Annotated in this window: 5 protein-coding genes; 3 read left to right on the plus strand and 2 right to left on the minus strand. The window is 44.3% G+C overall.

Annotated features, from left to right (window positions below; genetic code table 11):
- The first annotated feature begins 223 nt into the window (after positions 1–223).
- The 3 genes from galE (at position 224) to typA (ending at position 4,509) form a co-directional block, all read left to right on the plus strand.
- A complete protein-coding gene (galE, locus tag ACQY26_RS05760) occupies positions 224–1,060 on the plus strand; it encodes a UDP-glucose 4-epimerase GalE (protein WP_428048194.1) in 837 nt (278 codons plus the stop codon).
- A 15-nt stretch (positions 1,061–1,075) separates the two neighbouring features.
- Positions 1,076–2,587 carry a UDP-glucose--hexose-1-phosphate uridylyltransferase gene (locus tag ACQY26_RS05765; RefSeq protein ID WP_428048195.1) on the plus strand — a complete coding sequence of 504 codons (1,512 nt, stop codon included), beginning with the start codon at positions 1,076–1,078 and terminating at the stop codon, positions 2,585–2,587.
- A gap of 95 nt (positions 2,588–2,682) precedes the next feature.
- Positions 2,683–4,509, plus strand: coding sequence for a translational GTPase TypA (gene typA, locus ACQY26_RS05770; RefSeq protein ID WP_428048196.1), 1,827 nt, complete (start codon positions 2,683–2,685; stop codon positions 4,507–4,509).
- 247 nt (positions 4,510–4,756) lie between these two features.
- On the opposite strand, the gene ACQY26_RS05775 is transcribed toward typA, so the two are convergent.
- Together ACQY26_RS05775 and ACQY26_RS05780 are read right to left on the minus strand one after the other, a co-directional pair.
- Entirely contained in the window at positions 4,757–5,272 is a 516-nt protein-coding gene (locus ACQY26_RS05775; RefSeq protein WP_428048197.1) for a hypothetical protein, read from the minus strand.
- Positions 5,273–5,400: 128 nt separating this feature from the next.
- Positions 5,401–6,162, minus strand: a complete 762-nt coding sequence (locus tag ACQY26_RS05780) for an exodeoxyribonuclease III (RefSeq protein ID WP_428048198.1) — start codon at positions 6,160–6,162, stop codon at positions 5,401–5,403.
- Positions 6,163–6,308: the final 146 nt, after the last annotated feature.

The following is a 6,308-nucleotide window of genomic DNA, read 5'->3' on the forward strand; positions in this document are numbered from 1 at the left end:
CCTCTACCCCAAAAAGAACAACTTTGAAGTTGGAAAAAAATAACGTTATTCAGAGTAATGCTTTGCGCAACCCCTCTAAACGCATTTACTAAAGATATATTGATTGTTCGCTCGTCATAGTTCTAAACATACCCTGTAAACGAACTATCGTGCATGTAAAGATTATTAAACAATTGGATATTTTGATAGTTAATTCTCATAGCTTTTCCTTTTAAAATTTTCAGTGGGCAATATCTCTATGGTGTACCACAGTCTTCTTGCCGCAGTTTTCAAAAAATACAATATAGACGCCGTAATGCACTTTGCGGCTTTTATAGAAGTGGGGGAAAGCGTAAAGGAGCCGGCGCGGTATTATAACAACAATATAGTAAAGGTTATATCTTTGCTGGACGCCATGGTTGAAAACGGGGTAAAATATTTCGTTTTCTCATCCACGGCGGCCACTTTCGGAGAGCCGGTGGAAGCGAAAATATCGGAACGTCACCCCCAAAACCCCATAAATCCTTACGGACAAACCAAACTTATGGTGGAAAAAGTCCTTAAAGATTATGATAAGGCATATGGCCTTAAAAGCAGCGTGCTGAGATATTTTAACGCCGCAGGGGCCGACGACGGCGGCAAAATAGGGGAATCCCATACGCCGGAAACGCACCTTCTGCCGATAATTTTGCAGGCCGCTTCGGGCAAGCGCGACAGCATAAAAATATTCGGGGAAGACTACCCCACCAAAGACGGCAGCTGTATAAGGGATTTCGTACACGTCAATGATTTGTCTTCCGCGCATATACTTGCTTTGGAAAAAATGTTCAGAACTAACGAAAGCGATGATTTCAACCTCGGCAGCGGGGAAGGCTTCAGCGTCAAGGAAGTTATAGAATGCGCCAAACGCGTAACCGGGCGGCCCATAAAAGTGGAAGCCGCGCCGCGCCGCGCGGGCGATCCGGCGGTATTGGTCGCGGACAGCGCAAAAGCCAAAAAGGTGCTGGGCTGGCAAACTTTGTATAATTTAGATAAAATTATACAAACGGCTTGGAATTGGGAACTTAAACGCAAATATTAAAGCCGGGAGCCTGCAATGATTTATTCCAATATAGAAGAACTGATATCCTACGCCCTTAAAAACAAACTTATAGAGAAAGAGGACGTAATTTGGGCGCGCAACGGCATTTTGGCACTTTTAAACCTGTCCGACAACAACAGTGCCGCGCCTTACAAAGGCCCTCTGCCCGATAATCCGGGGGAGATACTGGCCGATATTTCTTTCTATGCGGCGGAAAACGGCCTTTTGGAAGCGGATACCTCCACCTACAGGGAAATTTTTGAAACTTCCGTAATGTCCGTTTTCACGCAAAGGCCAAGCGACGTAACCAAAATCTTCTATGAAACATGGCGGGAGCACGGCATAAAAAAAGCTACGGACGCTTTTTATAAATACTGCCGCAAAATTTACTATATCAAGACGGACAGAGTCGCCAAAAACATAACTTGGAAAGTCGCCACGGAATACGGCAAAATAGATATGACCATAAATCTTTCCAAGCCGGAAAAGGACCCTAAAGAAATAGCTCTGCAAGGCAAAATACAGCCTTCTTCTTCCGTCTATCCCAAATGCCTTTTGTGCAAGGAAAACGTCGGCTATAAAGGGCGTCTTAACCACCCTGCCCGCCAGACTTTAAGGGTTATACCGATTAAGCTTAACGGGAAAAAATGGTATTTTCAATATTCGCCTTACGTTTATTATAACGAGCACAGCATAGTTTTTTGCGAAGATCACCGCCCGATGAAAATTACGCCCGACACGTTTAAAAACCTGTTGGATTTTGTGGAGCAGTTTCCGCATTATTTTATAGGTTCAAACGCGGATTTGCCTATAGTCGGCGGGTCGATTTTATCCCATGACCATTATCAGGCAGGGCGGTACGTCTTCCCTATGGAAAAGGCCCAGTCCGTAAAGCGCTTTAGAGTAAAAAAATTCCCTAAAATCAGCTTTGACATTATTTGCTGGCCTCTTTCCGTTTTAAGGCTGCGCGGACCCAAAGCCCAGCTTGCAAAAGCGGCGGCTCATGTTCTTAACGTGTGGCAAAAATATGACGATCCTTCTGTCGACATTCTGCACGCCAGCGGCAAAACCCCGCATAATACTGTAACGCCGATAGCCCGCTTTAAAGACGGCTCCTATGAAATGGACCTTGTTTTGCGCAACAACCGCACCACTAAGGAATTTCCTTGGGGCGTTTTCCATTCCAGGCCGGAATTTCATAATATCAAAAGGGAAAACATCGGCCTGATAGAAGCTTTGGGCATGGCTATTTTGCCGGGCAGACTTAAAAACGAAATGGCGCAAGCGGCGTCTTTGATAGCCGCCGGCAAAACGGAAAAAATGAAGGATTTATCTTCTTTGGCCCAGCATTATAACTGGGTACAGAGCTTCATCAAAGACTACAAAGGCTTTAAAGCCGAAGACGTGCCCGAAATCCTACTTGAGGAAATCGGCCGCACTTTCGTCAAAGTTTTGGCTTCATGCGGGGTGTTTAAGCATGACGCCAAAGGCAAAGAGGCTTTCCTGCGATTTATAGATAAGTTATAATATAATAAAGGCGTAAAAATACGGCTGCCCGTCGGCTCTGCCTGCGGGCACCGTTTTTTGGCGCGCGGTTTTTTAATTTACTTATAAGGAATAATATGAACACCAGAAAAGACATTCGGAACGTGGCCATTATAGCCCACGTCGACCACGGCAAGACTACCGTCGTAGATTCTTTGCTCAAATACGCGGGCCAGTTTAAAGTTAAGCAGGATGAAGCCCAGGAAACCGTTTTGGATTCCAATCCCTTGGAAAGAGAAAGGGGAATAACAATTTTGGCAAAGTGCACTTCGGTAAAATATAAAGACTATACCGTAAACATCGTAGACACTCCGGGACACGCGGACTTCGGCAGCGAAGTCGAGCGCGTGCTTAAAATGGTTGACGGAGCGATTTTAATGGTCGACGCTGTGGAAGGCCCCATGCCGCAAACCAGATTCGTATTAAGAAAAGCTTTGGCTTTGGGTCTGCGTCCGATAGTCGTCGTCAATAAAATGGACAGGGAAAACTCCCGCCCGTCTGCGGTGGTGGATGAGGTTTTTGAACTTTTTATGGAACTCGGCGCGGACGACAAGCAGCTTGATTTCCCTATACTTTACGCTTCGGGCCGCGAAGGCTGGGCTTCCGACAAACTGGAAGAAAGAGGCACTGACATTAAACCGCTTTTTGACGCCATAATCAAATACGTGCCGGAACCGGAAGCGGACGAAACCAAACCTTTGCAAATGCAGGTTACCATGCTGGATTACAATAATTTCCTCGGCCATATCGGCATAGGCAGGATATTGAACGGTTCCGTCAATAAAGGCGATAACGTAGTGCTTTTAAAGAATAAAGGCGGCAGCGTAAACGCAAAAGCCGTAAAGATTGAAAAATTCCTCGGCCTCAGCAAAACAGAAACCGAAAGCGCCAAAGCTGGAGATATCGTCGCCATAAGCGGGCTTGAGGGCGTAGACGTGGGCGATACCGTCTGCCATCCGGATAATCCTATACCTTTGCCGCCTTTGGCCATTGACGAGCCTACTATATCTATGGACTTTTTCGTGAACGATTCCCCGTTTGCCGGGCGCGAGGGCAAATTCCTTACCAGCAGGCATTTAAAAGCCCGCTTGGAAAAGGAAGCGCAGACCAATGTCGGCCTTAAAGTGGAACAGCTGGAAGGCGAAGGCAGATTTAAAGTTTCCGGCCGCGGCGAACTGCACCTTACTATTTTGATTGAAAATATGCGCCGTGAAGGTTTTGAATTTGCGGTTTCCAAAGCAGAGGTATTATATAAGGAAGACGAAAAAGGCAAAAAATTAGAACCAATGGAAATTGCTTATATTGATGTTCCGGAAGAATTTTCCGGCAGTGTGATCCAGAAGTTAAGCAACCGCAAAGGAGAATTACAGGGCATGACTCCCATCAACGGAGGATATATCAGACTTGAATTTTCCATTCCTTCCCGCGGACTGATCGGTTACCGTGGTGAATTTCTTACAGATACCAAGGGAAATGGTATTTTAAATACAATTTTTGATGGTTATGGACCTTACAAAGGAGATTTAAGTTATCGCAAACAAGGCTCGCTGATTGCCTTTGAAGCTGGCGAAGCCATTACCTACGGTCTCTTCAATGCCCAGGAACGTGGAACTTTATTCATTGGTCCCGGTGAAAAAGTATATGCCGGAATGGTGGTAGGTCAGACCGGAAAAGCAGAAGATATTGAAATCAATGTCTGTAAAAAGAAACAGCTTACCAACACCCGTTCTTCCAGTGCGGACGAAGCATTACGTCTCACACCGCCAAGAATCCTGAGTCTGGAACAGGCTTTGGAATTTATCGATGTGGATGAACTTTTGGAAATCACACCTCAGAGTCTCAGAATCCGCAAGAGAATTTTGGATCCGACTATGAGGAAGCGGGCGAATTTTAATAAAGGTTAATGCTGTTTGTTTGATATCTGTTGAAAATATTTTCAACCAGAAAACTGTTATCTACTTAATTTTTGGGGGGAGTAGAATATTAAAAATTCTAATATTCTACTCCCCAAAATCAGCTTAAAATGAACTCACAACAATATCTGATTCATAGATTGTTTCATATGCCATGCTGCCCTGTTCATCCATACTCTCCTGAATTTTAAAATGCAGTGTGATATCTCTCATCCCAGCAACATCACTTTCCTCAAAGTCAACGACATTTGGTCTCTATCTGGCGGTTCTCTAATTCAGAATCCCAGAAATAGATAACCGCTTCTTCTTCATCTCCCCAAGCTTCTACATCCACAGCATCCATATATCCTAGCATAAAACCATTAACACTAATATGCCGGGCTTTGGCCGTAATTTTATTTTTACTTCCTTCTGCATTATTTTGAATGGAAAGCTTCAATTCTGTTCTCACGCCACCGAAAATTTCTCTTTTTCCTAACCCTATTACTTTAATGATAACATCATTCTCGTTATAGATTACTTGTTCTTCTACGGTTTCTTCCCCCGGAACAACCTTTAGCTCTACCGCTGCCTCCATGCTGTCTGTTTCACCAGATACTTCCTGTCGTTTTTCTTCTAATTCGACACCCTGTATCTGTTGCTGTGCCATCTGCATAGCCTCTTTTTCCTGACGCATCATAAGGTTTTTAAATCCCATCAAATAGCCGGCTGCAAAAAACACAATCAACGCAATTCCCATTCCACGCGTTACCATGATGCTTCCTGCATTCCGTGAACTCTTTGACAGTTGCTTTCATTTTTTATCCAAAAAAGGATGTCCTCCCTGTCATGTGTCATAAGCCTTAGAACACATAACAGTTAAGACATCCTTTTTAAATTACACTAACTATTCAAATCAATCTCAAGAACCACCGGACAATGGTCGGAACCATAAATTTGGGTTAAAATCGACGCATTTTGCAATTTTTCCTGCAAAATTTGCGATACCATAAAATAATCAATTCTCCACCCTGCATTCTTAGCTCTTGCCTGGAACCGATAAGACCACCAGGAATAGATTCCTTCTTTTTCAGGATAAAAATATCGGAAAGTATCGATAAAACCATTCTCAAGTACTCTTGTAAAACAGTTTCTCTCCTCATCCGTAAAGCCCGCATTACGGTGATTGGTCTTTGGGTTCTTAAGGTCAATTTCCTTGTGCGCGACATTCAAGTCTCCACAGAAAAGTACACCCTTCTTCTCCTTCAAACCATTAATATAGGCAAGAAATGCTTCCTCCCACTGCATACGGTAGTCCAATCTCGTAAGCTCGCGCTGTGAGTTCGGCGTGTAAACGGTTACCACATAATAATCCTCAAATTCCGCAGTAATCACACGGCCTTCGTGGTCATGCTCCTCCACCCCGATTCCATAAGTTATGGACAATGGCTCTTTCTTAGAAAATAGCGCTGTTCCGGAGTAACCCTTTTTCTCCGCAGAATTCCAGTACTGATAATACCCCGGCAATTCGAGTTCCAACTGTCCCGGCTGCATCTTCGTTTCCTGTATGCAAAAAACATCTGCATCCATTTCATTAAAATAATCTAAAAATCCCTTTTGTACACAGGCACGAAGACCATTAACATTCCAAGAGATAAATTTCATAGAGTTCCTTTCCGTCAGTCACGGCCCTGCTCCGTGCTGCTGTCCATAAATAGAATACGATCCAATTCCATGACGATCGCTCCGTCGGGTTCCAGCTTCCGGTTCTCTGTGGTGATGGACAGGGTATCAACACCGAGAAGGCTGTG

It is taken from the genome of Candidatus Proelusimicrobium excrementi, from assembly GCF_937881865.1.
Taxonomy (GTDB): Bacteria; Elusimicrobiota; Elusimicrobia; order Elusimicrobiales; family Elusimicrobiaceae; genus Proelusimicrobium; species Proelusimicrobium excrementi.